Below are 23,210 nucleotides of genomic sequence, written 5' to 3'. Positions count from 1 at the left end.
CGTTCAGCCGCCGGCAAGGGCGATCCGGCCAGGGCCGGGCACCCGGCGTTCGGCCGTCATGTGGGACAGGATTATCGGGGCAGGCAGGCGCCGCACCCCGGCGGGAGATGAAATTTCGATGCGTTTGAAGATGTTGATGGCCACGCTCACCGGCCTGTTCGCATTCGGACCCGCGCTTGCCCAGGATGCCGCGCCGGCAGCGCCGACCACGCCGGCGGCGCCCGCCGCCGCGCCTGCCCCCGCCGTCGATCCGGCCAACATCCTCGACCTCGAGCTTTCGACCGGCGGCACGGTGAAGATCCTGCTGCGGCCCGACAAGGCGCCGCACAGCGTGGAGCGCATCCGTTCGCTCGCCAATCGCGGCTTTTATGACGGGCTGGTCTTTCACCGCGTGATCGAAGGCTTCATGGCCCAGACGGGCGACCCGCGCGGTGACGGCACCGGCGGATCGGACCTGCCGGACCTGAAGGCCGAGTTCAACGACATGCCGCACGTGCGCGGCGTGATGTCCATGGCCCGCGCCGACAATCCGGACAGCGCCAACAGCCAGTTCTTCATCATGCTGACCGCCAATCTGCGCCTGGACGGCAAATATACCGCGATCGGCCGCGTCATTTCCGGCATGCAATATGTCGATGCGATCGAGCGGGGCGAGCCGCCGGCCAACCCGTCCAAGATCGTCCGCGCCCGCACCGAGGCCGCCGAGCCGACCCTGCCCGTGGCGGCAGCGGCAACCGCCGCCGATCCCCATGCGCATGAGCGCGAGGAGGAAGCTGCCAAGGCGGTGAAGAGCGTGCTGAAGGGCGAGATGAAGGACGACCAGAAGCCCAAGAAATAAGGGCGGCGGATCGGGCCAAAGCCATGCGTGTCGACCTGTTCGATTTCGATCTGCCGGCGGAACGGATCGCGCTCCGCCCGGCATCCCCGCGCGATTCCGCGCGGATGCTGGTGGTGGACGCCGCCGGCATGGCCGATCGCATCGTCCGCGACCTGGGCGATATCCTGCGGCCGGGCGATATCCTGGTCTTCAACGATACCCGCGTCATCCCCGCCCAGCTGGAAGGCCGGCGGGGCGAGGCGCGGATCGGCGCGACGCTCCACAAGCGCGAGGGGCCGCGCGCCTGGCGCGCCTTCGTCCGCAACGCCAAGCGGCTGCGCGACGGCGACCGGGTGGAATTCGGCGCGGGCGTCGCCGCCATCGCCGCGAGCCGGGGCGACGACGGATCGATCCTGCTGGAGTTCGAGGGCGACGAGCCGGTCGAGCTGCTGCTGGAGCGCGCCGGGCGGATGCCGCTGCCGCCCTATATCGCCGGCAAGCGCCCCGCCGACGAACGCGACCGCGACGATTATCAGACGATGTTCGCCGCCGAGCCGGGCGCCGTCGCCGCGCCCACCGCCGCGCTGCACTTCACGCCCGGGCTGATCGCATCGCTGGCGGCGCGTGGCGTGGACCATGTGACGCTGACCCTGCACGTGGGCGCGGGCACCTTCCTGCCGGTGAAGGCGGAGGATACCGACGACCATCGCATGCACGCCGAATATGGCCGGATCGATGCCGCCACGGCCGACCGGCTGAACGCCGCGCGCGCGGCCGGCGGGCGGGTGATCGCGGTCGGCACCACATCGCTGCGCCTGATCGAGAGCGCGGCCGGCGAGGACGGCATCATCCGCCCGTTCGACGGCGATACCGCCATCTTCATCACCCCCGGCTACCGCTTCCGCGGGATCGACGGGCTGATGACCAATTTCCACCTGCCCAAATCGACATTGTTCATGCTGGTATCGGCGCTGATGGGGCGCGAGCGGATGCAGGCCGCCTACGCGCACGCCATCGCCGAGGGATATCGTTTCTATTCCTATGGCGATGCGAGCCTGCTGATCCCCTGATCAAGAGGCCGATTGCCAAGCGTTCGTGCCCGCGCTATCCGGCGCGGCACAGGCGGGTATGATGTAATGGTAGCCTGTCAGCTTCCCAAGCTGAACGCGCGGGTTCGATTCCCGCTACCCGCTCCACTTTCCCGCGACATGCAAGAATGAAGGCCCCAGCCGAAGCCGGGGCCTGGGCGGCTCGCTTATGCCGGGCGGTGGAGCGCGCAGAGCTTGTTGCCGGCGGGATCGCGCAGATAAGCGAGGTAGAGCGCGCCGATCGGTGATTCGCGATAGCCCGGCGCGTCCTCGCAGCTCGTGCCGCCATGGGCGACTCCCGCCGCATGCCAGGCATCGGCCTGTTCGGGCGAAGCCGCGCGGAAGCCGATCGTGCCGCCATTGGCGTGGGTCGCGGGCTCGCCGTTGATCGGGCTGGTGATCATGAACATGGCATGATCGTGCACGTAGATCACGCGCCCCTTGTCGTCGGCGAAGCCCGGCTTCGCGCCCAGGGCCCCCAGCACCGCATCGTAGAAGATCTTGGATTTCTGGATGTCGTGCGCGCCGACCATCACATGGGTAAACACTGGCTCTCCCTTCCTTGTTGCTGTCAGTAGACCACGACGGACCGGATGCTCTCGCCGGCGTGCATGAGGTCGAAGCCCTTGTTGATCTCGTCGAGCGAGAGGACGTGGGTGATCATGGGGTCGATCTCGATCTTGCCGTTCATGTACCAGTCGACGATCTTCGGCACGTCGGTACGGCCCCTGGCGCCGCCGAAGGCCGATCCCTTCCAGACGCGCCCGGTGACGAGCTGGAAGGGCCGCGTGCCGATCTCCTTGCCGGCCTCCGCCACGCCGATGATGATCGATTCGCCCCAGCCGCGATGGCAGGCCTCCAGCGCGGTGCGCATCACCTGGGTGTTGCCGGTGCAGTCGAAGGTGTAGTCCGCGCCGCCATCGGTGAGCGCGACGAGGTGCGCCACCAGATCGCCCTCCACCTTCGCGGGGTTGACGAAGTGGGTCATGCCGAAGCGGCGGCCCCATTCCTCCTTGCCGTCGTTGATGTCGACGCCGACGATCTTGTCCGCGCCCACCATCTTCGCGCCCTGGATCACGTTGAGGCCGATCCCGCCCAGGCCGAAGACGATCACGTTGGCGCCGGGCTCCACCTTCGCCGTCTTCACCACCGCGCCGACGCCCGTCGTCACCCCGCAGCCGATATAGCAGCTCTTGTCGAAGGGCGCGTCCTCGCGGATCTTGGCCACCGCGATCTCGGGCAGGACGGTGAAGTTCGAGAAGGTCGAGCAGCCCATATAATGGAAGATCGGCTGGCCCTTGTAGCTGAAGCGGGTCGTGCCGTCCGGCATCAGCCCCTTGCCCTGCGTCGCGCGGATGGCGGTGCACAGGTTGGTCTTGCCCGACAGGCAGCTTTTGCACTGGCGGCATTCGGGCGTGTAGAGCGGGATCACATGATCGCCGGGCTTCACCGAGGTGACGCCCGCGCCCACCTCGCGGACGATGCCAGCGCCTTCGTGGCCCAGCACGCTCGGGAACAGCCCCTCGCTGTCCAGCCCGTCCAGCGTATAGGCATCGGTGTGGCAGATGCCGGTCGCCATGATCTCCACCAGCACCTCGCCTGCCTTCGGACCCTCAAGGTCCAGCTCCACGATTTCCAGTGGCTTCTTCGCCTCAAACGCTACCGCGGCGCGGGTCTTCATGGGTCGTCTCCGGAACTTGGTATCCGGCGAGGCATATTGGCTCGGGCGGGCGGCCGCCACCCTCAAAACGCAGGCCCTAGCGCAAGGTCATCCGGCCGTCGGCGATGCTGACCGATCCGATGCGCGAAAGGAAGGACTGGCCGAGCAGCGATATCCGCGCGCCATCGCCGATGATCGCGCCCGGCACGGCGGCGGCATCGACATGGCCCAGCACGATCCGGTCGATCGTCACCAGCTTGCCGCGCACGTCGCCCGAGGCGCCCTTGCCAATGACGCGGAATTCGTAGGGGTTGAACGGCAGGCCGACACGGCGGGCATCGTCCATGGTGAGGACGACGCCGCTCGCCCCGGTATCGACCAGGAAATGCACCTGCCGCCCGTTCACCAGCGCATCGGCATAATAATGGCCGTCGGCGCGGCGCTCGATCACGATGGCCGGCCCTGCCGGCATCGCCGGCCTCGGCGGTTCCGGCATCCTCTGCGAAGTCGCCGCCGGTGGGGCGGCAACCCGACCCGCAACCGCCGGGGCGGCCCGCGCCGGGGGCTCGGCCGGCGGGGCCGGATCGGGCGACGGCCGATAGGGCAGCAGCCATCCCAGGGCCGCGCCGGCCAGGATCGTCAAAAGCAGCGGCAACCGTCCCGACATCCGGCAGCCATTAGCGCCGTTGATCCTGCGATCCGGTTAGGATCGATAGTAAACATCCTCGGCGCAACACCATATCAGCATATGAAATGACGATGTGGATGATGAAAAGCGATATCCCAGGGTTAACCATGCCTTCGCATGAAAGCCGAATGATCTGCAAAATCCATTATTGCCGTATCTATAATAGATCATGCGAAAACTCCGGTATAGTCACGCCACCATCGATGCTGTAAGCATTGGTTGCGGTCGAACCATTAGAGCCAATCAATAGCCGGAGAGGATCAGGTCTGCCCCAGGAAGGGACGTTGCGTATGTGTATCGGGTCCGACGAGTGGTGGAACGAGAGCAGCGACAATCTGAGGGCGATCATCGAAAATGCCCCCCGGAAGATGTGGGTCGGCCGGCCCGACGGCACCGCAAAATTCTACAATCGCGAATGGCGGCGCTACACGGGCGATATCGAGACGACGCCGGATCATGGCTGGCGCGATCTGGTCCATCCCACCGATCTCCACCGGCTCCGCCGCATCGCGGCGCCCGCCATCGCCGCCGGCCAGCGTTATGACGTGGAGATGCGGCTGAAGCGCCAGCGCGACGGCGCCTATCGCTGGCACCGCGCCAGCGTCGCCCCCGTCGAGCGCGAGGGCAGGCTGATCGCCTGGGTGGGAGCGGCGGCGGATATCGACGATCGCCGCCGGGCCGAAATCGCGCTGCGCGAAAGCGAGGGCAATTTCCGCCTGCTCGCCAACGTCATCCCGCAGCTCGCCTGGATGCGCGACATGCGGGACGGCACCGTGTGGTATAATGACCAGTGGAGCGAGTTCACGGGCCTTCCCGGCGATGAGATCGTCCGGTCGGGCTGGCGGGCGACCGTGCATCCCGACCAGATCGACGAGCTCAACCGGATCATCGACGATGCGCACGGCCGGCGGGAGCCGTGGGAATTCACCTGCCGGCTGCGATCGCGGGACGGCGACTATCTGTGGTTCCTGATCCGCGCCGTGCCGATATTGGAGGATGGCGCCGTGGCCGTGCGCCGCTGGTTCGCGACCGCGACCGACATCCACCGCCAATATGAGCTGCAGGAACGCCAGAAGCTGCTGACCAAGGAGGTGAGCCACCGGGTCAAGAACAGCCTGTCGCTGGTGGCGAGCATCCTCGACGTGAAGGCGCGGTCGTCCCGCAACGAGATCATCCGCGACGTGCTGCTCGATGCCCGTTCGCGGGTGCAGACGATCGCCGACGTCCACGACCATCTCTGGAAGCAGGAGGACGCCCGCGTCGCCGACCTTGGCGAATTCCTCCGCGATCTCTGCCGCAAGCTCGGCGATTCGGCGCCGCATCACAGCATCGCCTTCGAAGGCTTCCGCCATATCGTCCCCGCCGAGCAGGCGATCTCGATCGGGCTGGTGGTGAACGAGCTTGTCACCAACGCGCTGAAATATGCCTATCCCGCCGATCAGGGCGGCCCGATCCGGGTGATCCTCGGCAAAGGCGACGAAGGGCATATCACGATCGAGGTGGCGGACGAGGGCGTCGGCCTGCCCGAGGATTTCGACCTTTCCCGACCGGGCCAGAGCCTGGGGATGAAGCTGATCGCCCGCACCACGAAACAGCTCAAGGCCGATGCCTCGGTCGCGCGGCTGGAAAAGGGCACCCGCTTCGCCATCCAGGTGCCGAAGACAAGCTGATTGGCGCCGCTACTTCCGGCCGAACAGCTTCTCGATATCGGCGTGGCCCAGCTTGATCCAGGTCGGCCGGCCGTGGTTGCACTGGCCGGAATGGGGCGTCACCTCCATCTCGCGGAGGAGCGCGTTCATTTCCGCGACGGAAAGGATACGGCCGGCCCGCACCGACCCGTGGCAGGCCATGGTCGCCGCCACCGAATCCAGCTTTTCCTTGAGCGACAGGGCCTCGCCGAAGGCGGCAAGCTCGTCGGCGAGATCGGTGACGAGGCCCTTGGCGTCGCTGCCGCCCAGCAGCGCCGGCACGCTGCGCACCAGCACCGCCTGCGGGCCGAAGCGTTCCAGTTCCAGCCCCATTTCGGCCAGCTCGGCGATCCGGGCCTCCAGCCGGTCGCAGGCGCCTTCGTCCAGCTCCACCACCTCGGGCAGCAGCAGCGCCTGCGCCGCGACGCCGCCATCGGCCATCGCCCGGCGCATCCGTTCCAGCACCAGCCGTTCGTGCGCGGCATGCTGATCGACCAGCACCAGTCCATCGGCCGATTCCGCGACGATATAGGTGGCAGCCACCTGCCCGCGCGCCACGCCGAGCGGATAGTCCACCGCCTCGGGCGGCGGCGCGTGGGCGGGCTCGGCCCGCGCCTGGGGCTGCGGCGCGAAGGCGGGGGCATGATCCCATACCGATCCCTGCACCGGCGGACGCGGCGCGGCCCAGCCGGCGCCGGGCGACGGCGCCGCGACCGGGCTGCCGAGCGCGGCCATCGGCTCGCTGCGCCAGGCGCCCATCGCTGCCGGGTCCGCCGATTGCGCGCTGCGGTGACCGGCGGCGTCGAGCGCGGCGCGCAGCCCGCCGACGATCAGGCCGCGCACCAGCCCCGGATCGCGGAAGCGCACCTCCGTCTTGGCCGGATGGACGTTCACGTCCACCTCGCTGCCCGGCAGGTCGATGAACAGCGCCACCACCGGATGCCGATCGCGCGCCAGCATATCCTGATAGGCGCCGCGCAGCGCGCCCACGAGCAGCCGATCCTTCACCGGCCGGCCGTTGACGAAGAGATATTGATGATCGGCGACGCCGCGATTGAAGGTGGGCAGGCCCGCCACGCCGCGCAGCGTCACCTCGCCCCGCACATAATCGATCGCCACGCTGTTTTCGGCGAGCGCCCGATCGGTGAGCGCGGCGACGCGCGACGCGCGATCCTCGCCCGGCGGCACCGAAAGCGCGCGGCGGCCGTCATGCTCCACCGAAAAGCCGATGTCCGGCCGCGCCATCGCCAGCCGGCGGATCGCATCCATGCAGGCGGCATATTCGGCACGGGGGGAGCGCAGGAACTTGCGCCGGGCGGGCACGCGATCGAACAGCCCTTCCATGCGGATGCGGGTGCCGGGCGGGATCGCCGCCGGCCCCTCCCCCGCCAGCGCGCCATTGTCGACGGTGCGCGACCAGCCGTCCGCCCCGCGCACCCGGCTTTCGATCGTCAGCCGCGATACGCTGGCGATGGAGGGCAGCGCCTCCCCCCGGAAGCCCAGCGTCGATACCGCCTCGATCGCATCGTCGGGCAGTTTGGAGGTGGCATGCCGCTCCAGCGCCAGCGCGATCTCGTCCGCCGCCATGCCGCAGCCGTCGTCCGCCACCTCGATCCGCGCGAGCCCGCCGTCGGACAGGGAAATGGCGATGCGGGTGGCCCCGGCATCCACCGCATTCTCCACCAGCTCCTTCAGCGCGCTGGCGGGTCTTTCGACCACCTCGCCGGCCGCGATACGATTCACCAGATGTTCGGGAAGGCGGCGTATTGACATGGCTGCCGCTCTAGCCCAAGCGCGAGCATCCCGCGACCGGCATTTCCACCCGACCATGCACGGGGCTCAATGCACGGGCGCGATCGGCGGCGCAGCATCCACGGACAGGCGAACTGATGTCATTTACCCGGTGGTTCAAGTTCATGTCGCATGACATGGCGATCGATCTCGGAACGGCCAATACGGTCGTCTATCTGCGGGGGCGCGGAATCGTGCTCAACGAGCCATCCGTGGTCGCCATCGAAACCACCAATGGAATCAAGAAGGTGCGCGCCGTCGGCGACGATGCCAAGCTGATGATGGGCAAGACGCCGGAAAGCATGGAGGCGATTCGCCCGATGCGCGACGGCGTGATCGCCGACATCGACGTGGCCGAGCAGATGATCAAGCACTTCATCCACAAGGTGCACGGCAAGCGCCGCTTCCCGCGCTTCCCGGAAATCGTGATCTGCGTGCCTTCGGGATCGACCAAGGTGGAGCGCCGCGCGATTCGCGACGCCGCCTCCAACGCCGGCGCCAGCCAGGTGTGGCTGATCGAGGAGCCGATGGCGGCCGCGATCGGCGCCGACATGCCGGTGACCGAGCCGGTCGGATCCATGGTCGTCGATATCGGCGGCGGCACCACCGAGGTGGCGGTGCTTTCGCTGCGCGGCCTCGCCTACACCACCTCCGTCCGGGTGGGCGGCGACAAGATGGACGAGGCGATCGCCTCCTATGTCCGCCGCAATCACAACCTGCTGATCGGCGAATCGACCGCCGAGCGGATCAAGAAGGAAATGGGCGTCGCCCGCATGCCGGCCGACGGCCGCGGCGAGACGATCCACATCAAGGGCCGCGACCTGGTGAACGGCGTGCCCAAGGAAATCACGATCACCCAGAGCCAGATCGCCGAGGCGCTTTCCGAGCCGGTGCAGGCGATCGTCGAGGGCGTCCGCATCGCGCTGGAGAATACCGCGCCGGAGCTGGCCGCCGACATCGTCGACCAGGGCATCGTGCTGACGGGCGGCGGCGCGCTGCTGAACGGGCTGGACGAGGTGATCCGCGAGGAGACCGGCCTGCCCGTCACCGTCGCGGAGGACCCGCTGACCTGCGTCGCCTTGGGAACGGGCCGCGCGCTGGAGGATCCGGCGTTCCGCGGCGTGCTCCAGACCGCCTGAGCGGGCTCGGCCGGCGATGGCGCCGCCGCGCCTCAGACGCCCCGGATTCTCGCGCCGCGCGCAATATGGCCTGTTCGCCGCTTATGTGATCGCGGTGGCCGGGATCGTCGTCGCGCTGCTGCTGCTGGTTGCCGCGCGCTTCGACCCGCAGGGCTTTTCCGCCCTGCGCGCCACCGCCAATGATCTGGCCGCTCCCGCCACATCGGCCGGGCGCGGCCTGGTGGACGGCGCGACGACGATCGGCGAGGAAATCGGCGCCTATTGGCGCGCCGGCACCCAGAATGCCGAGCTGCGGCGCGAGATCGAGGCATCGCGCGCCAAGCTGGTGGAAGCTCGCGCCATCGATTTCGAGAATCGCCGGCTCAAGCGGCTGCTCAACCTCGTCGGCGACAAGCGCGAGACGGTGGCGGTGGTCCGCGTGATCGGATCGTCCGCCAGCAGCACCCGCCGGCTGGTGACGCTGAGCGCCGGCCGCACGGCGGGCGTGGAGCCGGGCCAGCCGATCCGATCCGCCGAAGGGCTGATCGGCCGGGTGGTGGAAGCCGGCCAGATATCCTCCCGCGCGCTGCTGATCACCGACGGCAGCAGCGTGGTGCCGGTGCAGATCATCCGCAGCGGCGTCGCGGCGCTCGCCACCGGCCAGGGCGACGGATCGATCGAGCTTAGGTCGCTGATTGCCGGCGCATCGCCCTTCCGCCGTGGCGACGTGGTGATGACGACGGGCGCGGGCGGCATCTATCCCGCCGGCATCCCGGTGGCGGTGGTGACGAAGGTGACGCGCGATGCCGCGCGGGCCATGCCGCTGGCCGATCCCGCCCGCCTCGATTTCGCGATGGTGCTGCGCCCCCTCCAATCCGATCTGCCGCCGCCGCCCCCGGCGCCCACCGGCCCGTGAACGGATCGCGCCCCCGCGTCGTCGGCATGGACGATGACGATATCGTCCTGCTGCCGCGCCGCGCCCGCTGGGTGCCGATCGCCACGGTGCTGGCGGGGTCGCTGGTCACGCTGCTGCCGATCGTCGCCGATTGGCCGCTGCTGCCGCCCTTCGGCCTGCTGATGCTGCTCGGCTGGCGGCTGCTCCGTCCGGAGATGTGGCCCAGCTGGATCGCGCTGCCGCTGGGGCTGTTCGACGATCTGTTCAGCGGCCAGCCGCTCGGTTCCGCCATGGCGCTCTGGACCATCGTGTTCGTGGCGTTCGACATGATGGACAATCGCGCGGTGTGGCGCGATTACTGGATGGACTGGCTGACGGCGGCGGCGGCGATCATCTTCTGCCTGGCGGGCGGCGTCGGCCTTGTCGCATTCACCACCGGCGGAGGCCATTTGCTCGCGATCGTGCCGCAGACGATCATCACCATCCTTCTTTTCCCGGCTGCCATGCGCCTGTGCGCGGCGCTGGACCGCTGGCGGCTCCGGTGAAGCGCGGCCGCCGCATCGTCACCGAACAGCAGCAGCTCCTCACCTTCACCCGGCGGGCGATGGTGCTGGGGGGCGCGCAGATCGGCATCGGCGCGATACTCGCCGCGCGGATGGGCTGGCTTTCGATCGCGGAGAACGAACGCTATCGCCTGATGGCGGAGGATAATCGCGTCCAGCTCATCCTCATCCCCCCCCGGCGTGGCTGGATCATCGACCGCAACGGCCAGCCGATCGCGATCAACCGCACCGATTTCCGCGTCGACATCATCCCCGATCAGCTGAAGGACGAGGAGCGCGTGCTCGCCGAACTCGCCCGCCTGCTCGCCCTGCCGGAGGAGGAGGTGGACCGCATCCGCGAGGACCTGAAGGACGCCGCCGGCTTCCGCCCGGTGCAGGTGGCCGAGAAGATCGATTACGAGCATTTCGCCGCCGTCAGCGTCCGCCAGAGCGAGCTGCCGGGCGTGGCGCCCGCGCGCGGCTATACCCGTTATTATCCGGCCGGCGCCGCCGTCGGCCACCTCGTCGGCTATGTCGGCGCGGCCTCCGCCAAGGATTATGAGAAGAACCGGGATCCCCTGCTGATCGCGCCGGGCTTCAAGATCGGCAAGGAGGGGCTGGAAAAGGTGATGGAGCCGGTGCTGCGCGGCAAGCCCGGCGCCCGGCGCAGCGAGGTGACGGCGCGCGGCAAGCTGGTCCGCGATCTCGATACCCGGTCGGACGTGGCGGGCGGCACGCTGCGCCTGTCGATCGACGCGGGGCTGCAGACCTATGCGTCGCGGCGCATCGGCACCAACAGCGGATCGGTGGTGGTGGTCGACTGCCATACCGGCGACCTGTTGTGCATGGCCTCCATGCCGTCCTACGATCCCAACAGCTTTTCCGACGGCATCAGCCATTCCGAATATGCGATGCTGAACGCCAACGATCACCTGCCGCTGCTCAACAAGACGCTGCAGGGTCTCTATCCTCCCGGATCGACGGTGAAGCCGGCGGTGGCGCTGGCCTTGCTGCGCGCCGGGCAGCGGCCGGAGGAATCGGTGGTGTGCACGGGCGCCTACCGGCTCGGCAACCGCCTGTTCCACTGCCACAAGCGCGGCGGCCACGGCCATGTCGACATGCGCCGCGCCATCCACCAGAGCTGCGACGTCTTCTTCTACCATTATTCCCAGACGATCGGCATCGATGCCATCGCCACGATGATGCGCCAGCTGGGCCTGGGGGAGGAATTCCCTTTGCCCGTCGCCTCGCAGCGTTACGGCACCGTGCCGGATACCGCGTGGAAGCAGCGCCGCTACAAGACCGGCTGGAACACCTATGACACGGTGAACGCCACGATCGGGCAGGGCTATATGCTGTCCAACCCGCTCCAGCTCGCCATCATGTCCGCGCGGATCGCATCGGGCCGGGCGCTGATGCCGCGCCTGCTCGCGCGCAGCCCGCTGAAGGGCGGCGAGGCGCTGGACGTGGACCCCGAACATCTCGCCTTCATCCGATCGGCGATGAGCGACGTGGTGAACGGCCCCGGCACCGCCGGCCGGTCGCGCCTGCCGATCGCCAACGTGCAGATGGCCGGCAAGACGGGCACCGCCCAGGTCCGCAACATCACCGCCGCCGAGCGCGCGCGCGGCGGCAAGTTCGGCGGCGAGGGCGTGCCGTGGAAATATCGCGACCACGCCTTGTTCATCGGCTTCGCGCCCGTTGAAAATCCGCGCTACGCCGCCGCCGTGGTGATCGAACATGGCATCGGCGGATCGGCCGTGGCCGCCCCCATCGCGCGCGACGTGATGACCTATCTCTACGATCCGGCGAAGGCGCTGGCGACGCTGGAGAAGATGGAGGAAGGCTGGGGCGGCGATATCGAGACGCGCATGGCCCGCGAAGCCGCCGAATGGGCCAATCGCGAGAAGCCGGCGCCCGCGGCTCCGCCCGCCCCGGCGCCGGCATCCGCCGCATCGAACGCGGCCGCCCCTGCGCCGGCCGCGAACAACGGAGCGGCCGCGCCCGCCGCCGACGCCGTCGGCAACGAACCGGTCGAGACGGACTGATGCGCGATCCGCTCGTCCCGGCCCCGCTCGCCATGCTGCCGTGGCGGCTGATCGCCACGGTGATCGCCATCGGCGGCTTCGGCCTCGTCGTCCTCTATTCGGCCGCCGGCGGCAGCCTGAAGCCTTGGGCGCTTTCCCAGGGGATCCGTTTCTGCGCCTTCCTGTTCGGCGCCATCCTGCTGTCCCGCGTGCGCGAGGACCAGATCAAGGCGGCCGCCTTCCCGGCCTATGCGATCATCGTCGCGGCGCTGGTGATCGTGGAGATATTCGGCTTCGTCGGCGGCGGCAGCCAGCGATGGCTCGACCTCGGCTTCATCCGCCTCCAGCCGTCGGAGCTGATGAAGCCGGCGATCGTGCTGGTGCTCGCGCGCTTCTACGATCTGCTGCCGGCGGGCGAGATACGCCGCTTCAGCGCGATCTGGCCGGCCGCCGCGCTGATCGGCGTTCCCTTCGCGCTGGTGCTCGTCCAGCCCGATCTCGGCACCGCCACGATGATCCTGGCGGGCGGCGTGGTCGTGACCTTCCTCGCCGGGCTGCCGCTGCGCCTCTATATCGGCGCGGGCGCGGCCTTCCTGGCGGCGCTGCCCATCATCTTCTTCTCGCTCCACGAATATCAGCGCAACCGCGTGCTGATCTTCCTCGATCCCGAAAGCGATCCGCTCGGCACCGGCTATCATATCAGCCAGTCGAAGATCGCGATCGGATCGGGGGGTATCTTCGGCAAGGGTTTCCTGAACGGCACCCAGAGCCATCTCGATTACCTGCCCGAAGGCCATACCGACTTCGTCTTCGCGACGATGGCGGAGGAATGGGGGCTGGCCGGCGGGCTGTTCATCATCGTCGCCTTCCTGCTGGTGGTGAACTGGGGCGTCCGCGTGGCGCTCCGCGCGCGCAGCCGCTTCGGCCGGCTGGCGGCCGGCGGCCTTTCGATGACGATCTTCTTCTACGTCGCCATCAACCTTTCGATGGTGATGGGCCTCGCCCCAGTCGTGGGCATCCCGCTGCCGCTGGTCTCCTTCGGCGGATCGGCGGTGATGACGGTGATGCTCTGCCTGGGCCTGCTGATGGCGATCGACCGCGCCGAAAAGGCCGGCCGCTAAGACAATCGCCACCCCCGCCCGAGGCCCCGACCACCCCACGCCTGCGGCAATGCAAAAAAATCTGCCAAAGGGTGTTTACAAGGCGCCCGCCCTGGGGCAAAGGGCGCGCCTCGCTTCGAGACATTCAGTCTCCAACGGGATGGACGCATAGCTCAGTTGGTAGAGCAGCTGACTCTTAATCAGCGGGTCCTAGGTTCGAGCCCTAGTGCGTCCACCAAATTTCCCTAGCAAATACAGCAACTTACCCAGCTTGAGGTCAGCTCCAAAAGCTGCTTACGATTTGCTTTCTAGCGTATTTCTAGCCGCGCCGTTGGGGTTGCCGAGCTGCATGGCTTCCGCCAACAGTATGAATCGCAGGGATAAGGGGGCAGCTTGTGAAACCGATTGGCAAGTGCATCGCAATGACGCTTCTCACCATTGGAAGTTCGGTGAGCGCGCAACAAACTTATACCGTGGAGTATGTGGTCACGCCCGCGAACGTCATGGTCCACGTTCTCGCGGATAAGGACGAGATGAACCGCAAGTGCGAAACCATCAATGCGGATTCCACGACACCTGAGCTTGTGCAGCGGGTCGGCGGGAATCTCGTGGGTTGGTCGTTTGTGAAGTCTGCCAGCACCTTTGGCTATGTGACATGGATCACCGAGAAGTCGGGCGTCTACACGACCTTTGTTGCAAACTATATCCTCAAGAACTGTGCCCTCACGGAAACCCGGCGCGAGCAAAAGACCTTCGATGGGTCAGATCGGTATGCGAAGGCTAACGCCGAGTATAACAGGCTCATCCTCGAAACCCTTGGGCGCTGACGACGGTAAAGGCTGATGGTCCCGCTCGCGCCATGCTACCAGCCACGCGGGCGCACCGTCAGCGAGCATTCCATACCCCTCGGTTTCCCAAGCCCGCAAGGCAGCGACAAGCTCAACCATGTCGTCAGCGCCCAGCGCTCCGCTCTCAACCCCCGGCAGAACCTCCTGCTCAACCCATGCGTCGAACGACCCGAACCACTGCACGAATGATCTTCGTCCATCACAGGCTCCTGGGGCTGCATCCGTCGAACGACCACGGTTCGGGTTCTATGATACCGACGGCAGCAGCCTGCCCGCGCATACGGAGCGGGACGTGCAGTCCATCCGCTGGCTTCGGCGGTAGATGTTTAGGCACTGGTGCCGGGCGCGGCTGACGCTGCTGCTCGTGCCACACTAGTAGCCATGCGGGGGCACCGTCAGCGAGCATGTGCGCCACTCCGTCCTGCTCCCAGCGACGCAGGGCACCGACGGCCGCCATATCGCCCTCAGTGATTATGCCGCGGCGTCTTGTCCGCCACGGCACGGTATTTCACCGCGAATTCCAGGACGGCGCCGTCGGCCAGCTGGCCGGTCTTTTCGCGGTAGAGTTCTTCCCAGGGGGTGTGGCTGGCCGGCACGGGCGGCGGGGTTTCGGCCTTGCGGTGGGCGATTTCGGCCGCGTCGACCAGCGCGTCGCAGGTGCCATCGTTGAGATCGATCCTGAGGATGTCGCCGGTGCGCAGCCAGGCCAGCCCGCCACCGGCCGCGCTTTCCGGCGAGGCGTTGAGGATGGACGGGCTGTCCGACGTGCCGGACTGGCGGCCGTCGCCCAGCGTGGGCAGCGCCAGGATACCCTTGCGGATCAGCGCGTCGGGCGGCTGCATGTTGACCACCTCGGCCGAGCCCGGCCAGCCGATCGGGCCTGAGCCGCGGATGACGAGGATGCAGTTTTCGTCGATATCGAGCGCCGGATCGTTGATGCGGTGGTGATAATCGTCCGATCCGTCGAACACGATCGCCCGCGCCTCGAACACGCCTTCCTGCCCCGGCCGGCTGAGGTAGCGCTGGCGGAAGGCATCGGAGATCACGCTGGTCTTCATGATCGCGAAATCGAACAGATTGCCCTTGAGCACGAGGAAGCCCGCGCGATCCATCAGCGGATCGGCGAAGGGGCGGATCACCTCCCGGTCCGAAGCCTCGCGGCCGGCCAGATTGTCGGCCACGCTGCGGCCGGTGACGGTGAGGCAATCGCCGTCGAGGCGCCCGGCGCCCAGCAGCTCCCACATCACCGCCGGCACGCCGCCCGCACGGTGGAAACGTTCGCCGAGATATTTGCCGGCCGGCTGCATGTTGACGATCAGCGGCAGATCATAGGCCGCGCTCCAGTCGTCCGGGCCGATCTCGACGCCGGCATGGCGGGCCATCGCCTGGATGTGCGGCTGGGCATTGCTGGAGCCGCCGGCGGCGCTGACCACGGCAATGGCGTTGAGGAAGCTCCGGCGCGTCAGGATGCGCGACGGGCGCAGATCCTCATAGGCCATGTCGACGATGCGGCGCCCGGTTTCATAGGCGATCTGGCCGCGTTCGCGATAGGGCGCGGGGATCGCCGCGCAGCCGGTGAGCGACAGGCCCAGCGCCTCGGCCACCGCGTTCATCGTCGATGCCGTGCCCATGGTGTTGCAATGGCCGGCGGAGGGCGCGCTGTCGCACGCGCGGTTGAGGAATTCCTCCTCGTCGATCTCGCCGGCGGCAAGCTTGCGGCGGCTGCGCCAGATGACGGTGCCGGAACCGACCAGCTCGCCTTCGTGCCAGCCATCCAGCATCGGCCCGCCGGAAAGGACGATGGCGGGAATATCGACGGTGGAAGCCGCCATGATCCCCGAAGGCGTCGTCTTGTCGCAACCCGTGGTCAGCACCACGGCATCGATGGGATAGCCGTAAAGTATCTCGACCAGCCCGAGATAAGCGAGGTTGCGATCGAGCGCGGCGGTGGGCCGGCGGCAATTTTCGAAGATCGGATGGACCGGGAACTCCATCGGAATCCCGCCGGCATCGCGAATCCCGTCCCGCACCCGGCGCGCGAGATCGAGGTGGATGCGGTTGCAGGGGGAGAGATCGCTGCCCGTCTGGGCGATGCCGATGATCGGCCGGCCGGAGCGCAGCTCCTCCGGCGTGATCCCGTAGTTCATGAAGCGTTCGAGATAGAGCGCCGTCATGTCCGATCGGGCGGGATCGGCGAACCAGTCGCGCGAGCGGAAGGGGCGAACGGGGGTGCGCGGCACGGAACCTCTCCTGCATGTCCGGCCGGCGGCAGCCCGTCGCCGCGCCCGGAATTCCTCTCTATGGTAGCGTTACCATAGACCCCATGGCCGTCAAGGCTTCACGCCATGCTGAACGTCGGTCGGCGGCGCGGCGCGGCATCGGACTGGCGGCGCACCAGCGTGAAATCCAGCAGCATGCGACGGTGCTTCTCGCCTTCGCCGCCGCGCCGGCGCTTGATCTCGTCCACCAGCAATTCCACCGCCGCGCGCGACATGTCGGTGATGGGCTGGTGGATGGTGGTCAGTTCCGGCCAGATCGTCGTCGCCAGCGCGGTATCGTCGAACCCGCAGACGGTGAGGTCGCCCGGAACGTCCAGGCCGCGGCGGTGCGCCACCGCCACCGTGGCGGCCGCCATGTCGTCATTGCTGGCGAAGATCGCCGATGGCGGCTCGGCCAGCTCCAGCAGCCGCTCGGCCGCGTCCAGGCCCGATCGGTAGGTGAAGAGGCCCTGGGTGATCAGCTCGTCGGCAAGGGGCAGGCCCGCCGCCTCCAGCGCCGCGCGATAGCCTTCGAGGCGGCGGCCGCTGGCGGTCTGGTTGGGATTGCCGATGATGAAGCCGACGCGGCGATGGCCGAGCGACACAATATGGCGCGTCATCGCGAAAGCCGCCTCAAAATCGTCGATGCTGACGGCGGATACGTTATCGGCCACGCGACCGGTGGCGACGGCGACGGCGGGCGTGCAGGCATCGGCGAGCACCTTCAGCACCGCCTGGGAATCGCAGAGCGGCGGCGGCAGGATGATCCCGTCTATCCCGCTGGCGACCAGCCGCTGGGCCACCTCCACCTCATGCCGGTCGAGATCGCATTTCTCGACCACGAGCTGCACGTTGCGGCGGCTGGCCTGATCGAGGCCGCCGACGAGGAATTCGCTGAGATAGGCGGAGGACGGGTTGCTGTAGAGCAGGCCGATGCGGATCTGGTCCGCGCCCGCCAGGCTGCGCGCCGCGGGATTGGGGGCATAGTTCAGCGCGGCGATCGCCGCGTTCACCGCCTCGCGGGTGGCCTCCCGCACGTTCTTTTCGCCGTTGATGACGCGCGACACCGTCATCGGCGACACGCCGGCCTCCCGCGCGACGTCCGCGATCGTGGGGGCGCCGCCCTGCCGTCGTGAAACCTTATTGGCCATCTGGTTCTCCCACCTGTTACGATTGCCTTACAGCAACCGGCGGGCCTGCCGCTACCGGCCAGGGAAAGAGGCGGCCGACATCGCTGCCGGCCGCCGAGGGTGGGGAAATCAGAAGGTTCCGCGCAGGCCGATCAGGAACTGGGTTCCCGGCTTGTACTGCGTGAAGGTGGCGTTTTCGAACTGGAAGTAGCTGCGCTGCTTCGCGTTGAAGATGTTCACCACGTCGAAGGTGAGCTGCGGACCGTGGTTGAGGCCGAACACCTTCTCCAGATCGACGCTCGAGGAGAAATCCCACTGCTGGTAGCTGTCGGAGAACAGCGCCGCGGCCGAAATGCCGTTCTGGCCGCCCAGCGAGCTTTGCGAGCCCTTGTTGTAGGTGGTCGACAGGCGCGCCATGAAGCCGCCATTCTCGTAATAGGCCGTCAGGTTATAGGCATATTTGGCGACGCCCAGCGCCACCGCCGGCGCAGCACCCGTGCCCTTCTGGTCGATGATGGTGGCGTTGGCGGTGAAGCCGAAGCCCTTCACGCCCAGATAGCGATCCAGCAGGAAATCGAGCGGCTGGACCCAGTTGAACTCCAGGCCGTTAACGGTCAGCGTGCCGGTGGCGTTCACCTGCTGCTGCACCACGACATCGGCCTGGCCCGGCCCGCCGCGGGCGTCGATCGCCTGCTGCTGCGAAGGCGTCAGCGTATCGTAGGTGATGCCGTAGGCCGCCAGATCGGTGAAGGCGACGGTGTTGAAGCCGGTCTGGGTGAAGCCCTTGATCGACTTGCGGAACGCCGCGAAGCTCACATAGCCGGCGCCGCCGGTATAATATTCGAAGCCCAGATCGATATTCTTCGAGATGAAGGGCTTCAGCGCCGGATTGCCGATCGTCGCCTGATCGGCGGACGGGGTGCTGAAGTTCACGCCCGGCAGCATCGCGTTCGGATCGGGCCGCGTCATCGTCTTGGAAAGCGAGACGCGGACCACCGCATTGTCCGCGACATTATAGGCCGCGCTCGCCGAAGGCAGCCAGTTGTCGTAGCTGTTCTGCGTCTCCACGAAATTGATGACGTTCGGGTAGAGCGAGCCGTCGGCCGGATTCGGCCCCGAAGGCGGCGCCGGCGGATTGCGCGGATCGGCAAGCGACACCTGGCCGCCGATCGTCTGATCGGTGTGGGCGTAGCGGATACCGATGTTGAAGCGCAGCGGGTTGCCGGCCAGGTCGATGTCGCCGTTCACCTCGGCATAGGCGCCGGTCGTCTTCTCGCGGACATAGCCGCCGCTGGCGCCGGTATTGGCGGCACCGGCCTCGGGCGCATTGTCGTGGAAATAATCATAGTTGGAAGCGCCGGCGAACTTCTTCCAGTCCAGCGTCACGAAGCCGGGGCCGGGGCGCAGATAGGATGCGACCGCGCTGTTGGGGATCAGCGACCCCTGATAGACCAGCGGCGTGGTGATCCCGCTGGAATAGCCCGTGCCCAGCGCCGGATAGCTGGGATAGCCCGGCTGGCCCGGCGTGACGGAGGTCAGGCCCTCGCAGGCCGGCTGGCTGTTCGGCGAAAGCAGGAAGACATTGGGATTGCCGCCGCAAGCCGCATTCTGCCAGGCTTGGCTGTTGTCATAGGCACGGATGCGGCGCGACACATCGTCATAGGCGCCGCCGACCCGCAGGTTCAGGCGCGCATCCCCCCAGGTCAGGTTGCCGCGAATGCCCTTGGTCTTGGTCAGGCGGCGTTCGTCCTGCACGTTGACGCGGCTGCCGGGGAACCAGCCGAAATTGGCCGGATCGTTCAGGTCGACATTGGAGGCGATGTTGGGGATGCCGCCGTCATTGCTGTAATCGACGGTCAGGCCGGAATTCGCGGCCGTGCTCAGCACCACCGACGGCGATTCACGATGGAAGCGGCTTTCCGTCCAATTGCCCTGGAGGTCGACCTTGATGGTGTCGGTCGCCTGCCATTCGATGCCGGGATTGACGCCCCAGAATTTCGTGTCCTCGATGAAGGGACGATATTCCAGGAAGAATTGCGAATTGGCGAAGGTGCCGTCGGTGACGACGCAACCGCCGCCGCAATCGTCGCGATCGACCTGCATGTTGATCGGGATCGGCGCGCCGCTGCGGACGACCCAGTTCATGTCGATGCGCTGGAGGTTGTTCTTCTTCCGCCCATATAGCGAGTCGACATAGATATTGAGATCGTCGCTCGGCTTATATTGCAGGCCGAAGATCGCATTGTAGCGCTTCTTGGTGCCGAACGTCTCGGACGGGCGGCCGAGGCGCGGCAGCAGGGCGTTGTCGATCTGCTGGATGGTGAGGCCGGGATTGTGATCGAGCAGCCACTGCTTGTCGATCGTCTCGCCGGCCGTCAGGCCGTTGCCGGCATTGCTGGGCACCGTGCCGGGGATCGACCAGTTGCCGCCACCAGTATTGTTGCAGCCCGTGGCGGCACCGCATTGCGCGGCCGATAGATTGGCATTCGTCCAGCCGATCGTCTCGAAGCCCTTGGTGTTCACCTTGTTGCGCACGCCGGTGACGCCGGCGATCACGCCGAAATCGCCGAAGGTGGTGCTGGCGAGCAGCGAGCCGCGCTGGCCCCAGCCGTCCGCCGCGCTGTTCTTGGTGCCCTGCAGCGAATAGGCGATCCGCGTGCCAGGCTTGTCGAACGGCCGCGCGCTGCGCATGTCGACGGTGCCGGCGGCGCCGCCTTCGACCTGCTCGGCCGTGGGCGTCTTGCTGACGGTGAGCTGGGTGAACAGCTCCGTCGGGAACATGTCCAGATCGACTTCGCGGTTGGTGTTCTGCGAATCCATGCGGCCGCTGGATGCCACCGCCACCGGCGCGCCGTTCAGCAGTACCTTGGTGAAATTGGTGCCGAGGCCGCGGATCGCGACGTTCAGGCCCTCGCCGGAAGTGTCGCGGACGATGGTGATGCCGGGGATGCGGTTGAAGGATTCGGCGATGTTCGTATCCGGGAACTTGCCGATATCTTCGGCGAAGACGGAATCGGTGAAGCCGATGGCGTCGCGCTTGGCGTTGGTCGAGCTCAGAAGGCTGGCGCGATAGCCGGTGACGATGATGTCCTCGTTGGACACATTGGCGGCCGTCGCCGGCGAAGTATCCTGCGCGAAAGCGGGAACGCAATGCCCCGCCAGGATCGTCGCGCCCAGCAGGGCCAGCCGACGCACGGCAAAGCGAGTCTGTGATTCGGTAGACATGTCACTCCCCTCTCCCAACCGCGGCCGGCCTCACATGGGCTGATCCGCGGGGCGCCACACCCCTGTTTGGTAGCGCTCACATTTCACAACCTACGTCCATTTCTCAGGACGTGTCAATCGGTCTTTCCGCGAATAATTCCGCGCTATTTCAAAGTATGTTAGCGCTCAATTTCCCGGCGCGTAAGGAAAACGCAGCGCCTTGTAATAGTCCAGATCATGCGCCGGCGGCGGCGATCCCGCCGGCAGCGGCCGCCGGGCGAAGGTGGCGAAATAGGCGATCGAGGCATCGCGCCACCACTGCGCCTCCCGCGCCTGCACCGCCAGGAAGCGCATCACGTCGGCGTGGCGATCGGCATCCACATAAGGTGCTAGCGTCGCCCAGCGCGCCCGCATCGCCGCGACCTCGGCAACGCCGCGATCATAACGGGTAACAAGCTCGTCCCACAAAATGCGGCCTGATGCCATGCGGTGATCCCAGCGCACATGGTGGAACCACAGCAGATCGCGTTCCGGCACGGTGCGGATATCGCCGAGCTGCCGCGCCACCGGCGGCGCATATTGGGCGACGGCGTTGCTGCCCGTCTTCGTCCGGTCGAAGCCGATCCCCTGGGCATCGGCCCTGTGATAATAGACCGGGTTCCAGTCGGGCCGCTCGAGATCGTCGACCCAGGGGCCGGGGCCGTAGTGATGGCCGGTCGCCATCAGGTGGTGCAGGCCCAGCGGCGTCATATAATCGACCACCGCCTCGCGCGAACGCATCATCATGTCGACCACCGGCGCGACGAAGGCGGGATCGGTGGAGAAGGTCATTCCCGCCCAGTCCGCCGCGATCCTTCTGGCCGAGGCCTCCGGGTCCCAGGCGAGCCGGCCGAAGGCATACCAATTGGCCTGATCGAACTGCGATCCCGTCCAGTCGCGATCGACGCCGATATTGGCGACGCCGGCCATGCCGGTCCGCGCATGGCCTTCCAGCGATCCATCGATCACGCGGGCGACGGTCGATCCCTTGCCTTTGGCGAAGGTGTCGCTCGCCAGCGTCTCCTCGAACAGCGCGCCGAGATAGACGAGGTGGGTGGCGAAGCCGAGATATTCCTTGGTGATCTGGAATTCCATCATCAGCGGCGTCTTGGGCATCGCGCCGAACAGCGGATGGAAGGGTTCGCGCGGCTGGAAATCGATCGCACCGTTCTTCACCTGCACGATCACATTGTCGGCGAACCTGCCGTCCAGCGGCTTGAACTCGTCATAGGCCTGCCTGGCGCGATCGTCGGGATTTTCATGCGCATAGACGAAGGCGCGCCACATCACGATGCCGCCATGGGGCTTCACCGCCGCCGCCAGCATGTTGGCGCCATCGGCGTGGCTGCGCTGATAGTCCTGCGGCCCCGGCTGGCCTTCCGAATTGGCCTTCACCAGGAAGCCGCCGAAATCGGGGATGGCGGCATAGATCTCGTCCGCCTTGGCCTTCCACCAGGCGGCGACGGCGGGGTCGAGCGGATCGGCCGTCTTGAGCCCGCCAATCTCGATCGGCGCCGACCAGCGCGCGGAAAGATAGACGCGGATGCCATAGGGGCGGAAAATGTCCGCCAGCTTCGCCGCCTTGGCGATATAAGGCGCGGTCAGGCTGTCCGCCTTAGCGTTGACGTTGTTGAGGACGGTGCCGTTGATCCCGATCGACGCATTGGCGCGGGCATAATCGACATAACGGGGATTGGTGATGTCCGGCAGCTTCCACCAGTCCCAGATCGACTGGCCGGCATAGCCGCGCTCCACCGAGCGATCGAGATTGTCCCAATGGTTGAGCAGGCGCAGCTCCACCTTGGGCACCGAACGGATGTCGATCCGATCGATCGGATCGCCGGTCTGGACGAGGCGGAGCAGATGGAAGGCGCCGTAGAGCACGCCAACGCCGCTGTTGGCGGCGATCACCGTCGCCGGCTTGCCGTCCACGCGGACGCTGCGGATCAGATAGCCTTCCCGGCCAAGCGTCGAAAGCGGCAGGCCGAGCGCGGCGATCCGCCTGTCCCCACTGGTGCCGAGCAGGATCGCGCCGGGCGCGATGGCGTCGGCCGATGCCGGCACGTCGGCGCGCAGCAGGCCGGAAAGGCCGCGATGCAGCTCGGCTGCGGCGATGCGGATCGAGGGATCGTCCTGCGGGGCGGCGATCGCCGTCGCCAACGGCCGGTAGCGCGCCTGCGCCGAATCGGCGAGCGGGCGATAGCGCAGCCAGAGGTCATAGCCGTCCTCGGCCAGGGCCGGCCCGCTTGCCAGCAGCGCCACGACCGCCAGAATCAGCGCGCGGCAGGCGCCGAACACCCCTTTCCTCATCCCTTCT

At 67.2% G+C, this 23,210-nt stretch carries 18 protein-coding genes and 2 tRNA genes; 11 read left to right on the top strand and 9 right to left on the bottom strand.

Annotated elements, in window-relative coordinates:
- Positions 1–3: 3 nt before the first annotated feature.
- Positions 4–144, bottom strand: a complete 141-nt coding sequence (locus CV103_RS22550) for a hypothetical protein (RefSeq protein ID WP_170112655.1) — start codon at positions 142–144, stop codon at positions 4–6.
- Here CV103_RS22550 and CV103_RS16540 point away from each other — a divergent pair.
- From CV103_RS16540 to CV103_RS16530, 3 genes are all read left to right on the top strand, one after another.
- Positions 119–838, top strand: a complete 720-nt coding sequence (locus CV103_RS16540) for a peptidylprolyl isomerase (protein ID WP_107395588.1) — start codon at positions 119–121, stop codon at positions 836–838. The two genes, CV103_RS22550 and CV103_RS16540, sit on opposite strands and share 26 nt — an antisense overlap.
- A 23-nt stretch (positions 839–861) precedes the next feature.
- On the top strand, positions 862–1,887 hold the full coding sequence (gene queA, locus CV103_RS16535; RefSeq protein ID WP_070932152.1) for a tRNA preQ1(34) S-adenosylmethionine ribosyltransferase-isomerase QueA: 1,026 nt from the start codon (positions 862–864) through the stop codon (positions 1,885–1,887).
- A gap of 52 nt (positions 1,888–1,939) precedes the next feature.
- A tRNA-Gly gene (locus CV103_RS16530) sits at positions 1,940–2,013 on the top strand.
- Positions 2,014–2,072: 59 nt separating this feature from the next.
- Here CV103_RS16530 and CV103_RS16525 read toward each other — a convergent pair.
- The 3 genes from CV103_RS16525 to CV103_RS16515 form a co-directional block, all read right to left on the bottom strand.
- The gene (locus CV103_RS16525; protein WP_070932151.1) at positions 2,073–2,453 is read right to left on the bottom strand and encodes a VOC family protein; all 381 of its coding nucleotides are present in this window, start codon (positions 2,451–2,453) and stop codon (positions 2,073–2,075) included.
- Positions 2,454–2,476: 23 nt separating this feature from the next.
- The gene (locus tag CV103_RS16520) at positions 2,477–3,586 is read right to left on the bottom strand and encodes an S-(hydroxymethyl)glutathione dehydrogenase/class III alcohol dehydrogenase (RefSeq protein WP_015459221.1); all 1,110 of its coding nucleotides are present in this window, start codon (positions 3,584–3,586) and stop codon (positions 2,477–2,479) included.
- Between the two features lie 76 nt (positions 3,587–3,662).
- Positions 3,663–4,037 carry a retropepsin-like aspartic protease family protein gene (locus tag CV103_RS16515; protein ID WP_245896912.1) on the bottom strand — a complete coding sequence of 125 codons (375 nt, stop codon included), beginning with the start codon at positions 4,035–4,037 and terminating at the stop codon, positions 3,663–3,665.
- Between the two features lie 506 nt (positions 4,038–4,543).
- Between CV103_RS16515 and CV103_RS16510 the strand changes: the two genes are divergently transcribed.
- On the top strand, positions 4,544–5,923 hold the full coding sequence (locus tag CV103_RS16510; RefSeq protein WP_107395586.1) for a sensor histidine kinase: 1,380 nt from the start codon (positions 4,544–4,546) through the stop codon (positions 5,921–5,923).
- Between the two features lie 9 nt (positions 5,924–5,932).
- Here the strand turns inward: CV103_RS16510 and mutL are convergent, their stop codons facing one another.
- Positions 5,933–7,714 (bottom strand): DNA mismatch repair endonuclease MutL, encoded by a 1,782-nt coding sequence (mutL, locus tag CV103_RS16505; RefSeq protein WP_015459218.1) that lies wholly within the window; start codon positions 7,712–7,714, stop codon positions 5,933–5,935.
- A 116-nt stretch (positions 7,715–7,830) separates the two neighbouring features.
- On the opposite strand from mutL, the gene CV103_RS16500 reads away from it, so the two are divergent.
- The 7 genes from CV103_RS16500 to CV103_RS16470 all read left to right on the top strand — a co-directional run bounded on the left by CV103_RS16500 (position 7,831) and on the right by CV103_RS16470 (position 14,241).
- Complete coding sequence (locus CV103_RS16500; protein WP_015459217.1) at positions 7,831–8,871, top strand: rod shape-determining protein; 1,041 nt, start codon at positions 7,831–7,833, stop codon at positions 8,869–8,871.
- A 16-nt stretch (positions 8,872–8,887) separates the two neighbouring features.
- Positions 8,888–9,766 carry a rod shape-determining protein MreC gene (gene mreC, locus CV103_RS16495; RefSeq protein WP_015459216.1) on the top strand — a complete coding sequence of 293 codons (879 nt, stop codon included), beginning with the start codon at positions 8,888–8,890 and terminating at the stop codon, positions 9,764–9,766.
- A gap of 26 nt (positions 9,767–9,792) precedes the next feature.
- Positions 9,793–10,290 (top strand): rod shape-determining protein MreD, encoded by a 498-nt coding sequence (locus tag CV103_RS16490; protein WP_070935396.1) that lies wholly within the window; start codon positions 9,793–9,795, stop codon positions 10,288–10,290.
- Entirely contained in the window at positions 10,287–12,335 is a 2,049-nt protein-coding gene (mrdA, locus tag CV103_RS16485; RefSeq protein ID WP_084653427.1) for a penicillin-binding protein 2, read from the top strand. The genes CV103_RS16490 and mrdA overlap by 4 nt, the downstream gene beginning before the upstream one ends.
- Positions 12,335–13,435: a rod shape-determining protein RodA gene (gene rodA, locus CV103_RS16480; protein ID WP_015459213.1), complete on the top strand. Its 1,101-nt coding sequence runs from the start codon at positions 12,335–12,337 to the stop codon at positions 13,433–13,435. Before mrdA ends, rodA begins: the two co-directional genes overlap by 1 nt.
- A 141-nt stretch (positions 13,436–13,576) precedes the next feature.
- Positions 13,577–13,652: transfer RNA gene (locus CV103_RS16475), tRNA-Lys, on the top strand.
- A 184-nt stretch (positions 13,653–13,836) separates the two neighbouring features.
- A complete protein-coding gene (locus tag CV103_RS16470) occupies positions 13,837–14,241 on the top strand; it encodes a hypothetical protein (RefSeq protein ID WP_107395585.1) in 405 nt (134 codons plus the stop codon).
- A gap of 485 nt (positions 14,242–14,726) precedes the next feature.
- Here the strand turns inward: CV103_RS16470 and xylD are convergent, their stop codons facing one another.
- The 4 genes from xylD to CV103_RS16450 all read right to left on the bottom strand — a co-directional run bounded on the left by xylD (position 14,727) and on the right by CV103_RS16450 (position 23,191).
- Positions 14,727–16,502 carry a xylonate dehydratase XylD gene (xylD, locus tag CV103_RS16465; RefSeq protein ID WP_107395584.1) on the bottom strand — a complete coding sequence of 592 codons (1,776 nt, stop codon included), beginning with the start codon at positions 16,500–16,502 and terminating at the stop codon, positions 14,727–14,729.
- A gap of 98 nt (positions 16,503–16,600) precedes the next feature.
- A complete protein-coding gene (locus CV103_RS16460) occupies positions 16,601–17,671 on the bottom strand; it encodes a LacI family DNA-binding transcriptional regulator (RefSeq protein WP_107395583.1) in 1,071 nt (356 codons plus the stop codon).
- Between the two features lie 108 nt (positions 17,672–17,779).
- On the bottom strand, positions 17,780–20,875 hold the full coding sequence (locus CV103_RS16455) for a TonB-dependent receptor (protein ID WP_170112657.1): 3,096 nt from the start codon (positions 20,873–20,875) through the stop codon (positions 17,780–17,782).
- Between the two features lie 165 nt (positions 20,876–21,040).
- Positions 21,041–23,191 (bottom strand): alpha-glucuronidase family glycosyl hydrolase, encoded by a 2,151-nt coding sequence (locus CV103_RS16450; RefSeq protein WP_425443891.1) that lies wholly within the window; start codon positions 23,189–23,191, stop codon positions 21,041–21,043.
- Between the last annotated feature and the right edge of the window lie 19 nt (positions 23,192–23,210).

This window comes from Edaphosphingomonas fennica (genome assembly GCF_003034225.1).
Classification (GTDB): domain Bacteria; phylum Pseudomonadota; class Alphaproteobacteria; order Sphingomonadales; family Sphingomonadaceae; genus Sphingomonas_E; species Sphingomonas_E fennica.
Note: the sequence above shows the minus strand (reverse complement) of the source record. Positions and strands in the feature narration are given on the sequence as shown.

Excerpts from the sequence above, each read along its gene's own strand:
- mutL (WP_015459218.1), bottom strand. The coding sequence starts at position 7,714 with ATGTCAATACGCCGCCTTCCCGAACATCTGGTGAATCGTATCGCGGCC.
- CV103_RS16520 (WP_015459221.1), bottom strand. The coding sequence starts at position 3,586 with ATGAAGACCCGCGCCGCGGTAGCGTTTGAGGCGAAGAAGCCACTGGAA.
- CV103_RS16510 (WP_107395586.1), top strand. The coding sequence starts at position 4,544 with ATGTGTATCGGGTCCGACGAGTGGTGGAACGAGAGCAGCGACAATCTG.
- mreC (WP_015459216.1), top strand. The coding sequence starts at position 8,888 with ATGGCGCCGCCGCGCCTCAGACGCCCCGGATTCTCGCGCCGCGCGCAA.
- CV103_RS16460 (WP_107395583.1), bottom strand. The coding sequence starts at position 17,671 with ATGGCCAATAAGGTTTCACGACGGCAGGGCGGCGCCCCCACGATCGCG.
- CV103_RS16490 (WP_070935396.1), top strand. The coding sequence starts at position 9,793 with ATGGACGATGACGATATCGTCCTGCTGCCGCGCCGCGCCCGCTGGGTG.
- queA (WP_070932152.1), top strand. The coding sequence starts at position 862 with ATGCGTGTCGACCTGTTCGATTTCGATCTGCCGGCGGAACGGATCGCG.
- rodA (WP_015459213.1), top strand. The coding sequence starts at position 12,335 with ATGCGCGATCCGCTCGTCCCGGCCCCGCTCGCCATGCTGCCGTGGCGG.
- CV103_RS16470 (WP_107395585.1), top strand. The coding sequence starts at position 13,837 with ATGACGCTTCTCACCATTGGAAGTTCGGTGAGCGCGCAACAAACTTAT.
- CV103_RS16540 (WP_107395588.1), top strand. The coding sequence starts at position 119 with ATGCGTTTGAAGATGTTGATGGCCACGCTCACCGGCCTGTTCGCATTC.
- CV103_RS16515 (WP_245896912.1), bottom strand. The coding sequence starts at position 4,037 with ATGCCGGCAGGGCCGGCCATCGTGATCGAGCGCCGCGCCGACGGCCAT.
- CV103_RS16455 (WP_170112657.1), bottom strand. The coding sequence starts at position 20,875 with ATGTCTACCGAATCACAGACTCGCTTTGCCGTGCGTCGGCTGGCCCTG.
- CV103_RS16500 (WP_015459217.1), top strand. The coding sequence starts at position 7,831 with ATGTCATTTACCCGGTGGTTCAAGTTCATGTCGCATGACATGGCGATC.